Annotated in this window: 2 protein-coding genes and 1 pseudogene; all 3 read left to right on the top strand. The window is 64.9% G+C overall.

Going from position 1 to position 1,438, the window contains the following annotated elements; genetic code table 11:
• On the top strand, window positions 1-111 hold the full coding sequence (locus DM995_RS18305; RefSeq protein WP_286164972.1) for a glycine zipper 2TM domain-containing protein: 111 nt from the start codon (window positions 1-3) through the stop codon (window positions 109-111).
• A 155-nt stretch (window positions 112-266) separates the two neighbouring features.
• Window positions 267-821: a GNAT family N-acetyltransferase gene (locus DM995_RS18300; RefSeq protein ID WP_116970620.1), complete on the top strand. Its 555-nt coding sequence runs from the start codon at window positions 267-269 to the stop codon at window positions 819-821.
• A gap of 168 nt (window positions 822-989) precedes the next feature.
• Window positions 990-1,438: pseudogene (locus DM995_RS18295) on the top strand (hypothetical protein); the annotation flags it as partial.

The raw sequence follows: 1,438 nt of genomic DNA, 5'->3' as shown, positions 1-1,438 counted from the left end.
ATCGCAGGTCGCGGTGATCGTACCGCTGGTGCTGTCATCGGCGGTATCGCAGGCGCACTGCTCGGCCGCACGATCGATCGCAACGATGGCGGTCGGTACAGCTGCCGCTAATATCGCCTGATCCGCTGCAAGGCAGCGGCCAGAGCAATCCAGACCCCTCCCTGCATCGCTGCGGGGAGGGGTTTTTGCGTTAGTCCTGCGATTGCTTGCCAAGCCTTGCGCCCGTGCCTATCCCCGCAGACCGGACCAGCACGAGGAGCAGCGCGATGATCAACGGACCCATATTGGTGACGCAGCGGCTTATCCTGCGCCCGCCCGGCCCCGAGGATTTCGAGCGCTGGGCCGAATTCTGTGCCGACGAAGAGACCATGCGCTTCCTGGGCGGAGTCCAGCCGCGCGCGGTCGCCTGGCGCGGGCTGTGCGCCATGGCAGGCGCGTGGCATATTCGCGGCTATGCAATGTTCTCGCTGATCACGCGCGACACGGGTGAATGGATCGGGCGGATCGGCCCCTGGTATCCCGATGGCTGGCCGGGCGAGGAGGTCGGATGGGGCGTTCTGCGCAGCCATGCCGGCAAGGGCTATGCGCTCGAAGCCGCTGTCGCCACGATCGATTATGCTTTCGATCTTCTCGGCTGGGACAGCGTGATCCACACGATCGACCCAGAGAACACGGCTTCTATCGCGCTCGCCGAGCGGCTGGGTTCGTACAATCAGGGACCGACGCGGCTGCCCGAGCCGTATCAGGATTTTCCGGTCGATCGCTACGGCCAGACCAGGGCGGAATGGCAGGAGAATCGGAAGAAATTTGTCCGGTTCTGAAACGGCTTAGCGGCGAATCCCGTTCTGGGACGGTTTGGCGAGATAAAAGGCCAGGGTTAACCCTCTTTCGACGGGACAGTTTCGCGTCAGCCAAGGCATGGCTAACGTAACGCTAACGCCTGCTCTGGCATGAGGGGGCTCGAGGTCGATCTTTCGAGGATGAAAACCATGGCTATCTCCTTCGCGATGACGCGCAATCTGCTGGCGCTGGGTGGCGCGGCACTGGCGCTGGCCGCGTGCCAGAATGCCAGCGACGAAGCCGCCGAGAACGAGGATGCCGCGCTGCTCGCCGACGCGGCGGATCCGGCGATGAAGGGGGCGCTGGAGGACCAGATCCTGGTCGATCCCGATCTGGTCGACAAATCCAACCGCAATGCGGTGCTGGGCGAGGGCAGCGATGGTTCGGTGCCATCGGCGGGCACGCCCAAGGGCCAGCTGGCCGCAACCGAAAAGGCCGCCGCGGCCGCGATCGGTCCGCGCGGGCTGATCAAGGCGCCGGAACCTACCAAGGTGGCGGCTGCGGACTGCAAGGATTGCAACCAGGGCAGCACGCTGGGCGCGAAGGCGGCGCAGGCCAATGGCGTGTGCCAGGGCAAGCTCGACTATGCGATGGGCTG

This window comes from Blastomonas sp. UPD001, assembly GCF_003426715.1.
Lineage (GTDB): Bacteria > Pseudomonadota > Alphaproteobacteria > Sphingomonadales > Sphingomonadaceae > Blastomonas.
Note: the sequence above shows the minus strand (reverse complement) of the source record. Positions and strands in the feature narration are given on the sequence as shown.

What these genes read in the sequence shown, in the direction of transcription:
- DM995_RS18300 (WP_116970620.1), top strand. Translation starts at nt 267, where the DNA reads ATGATCAACGGACCCATATTGGTGACGCAGCGGCTTATCCTGCGCCCG.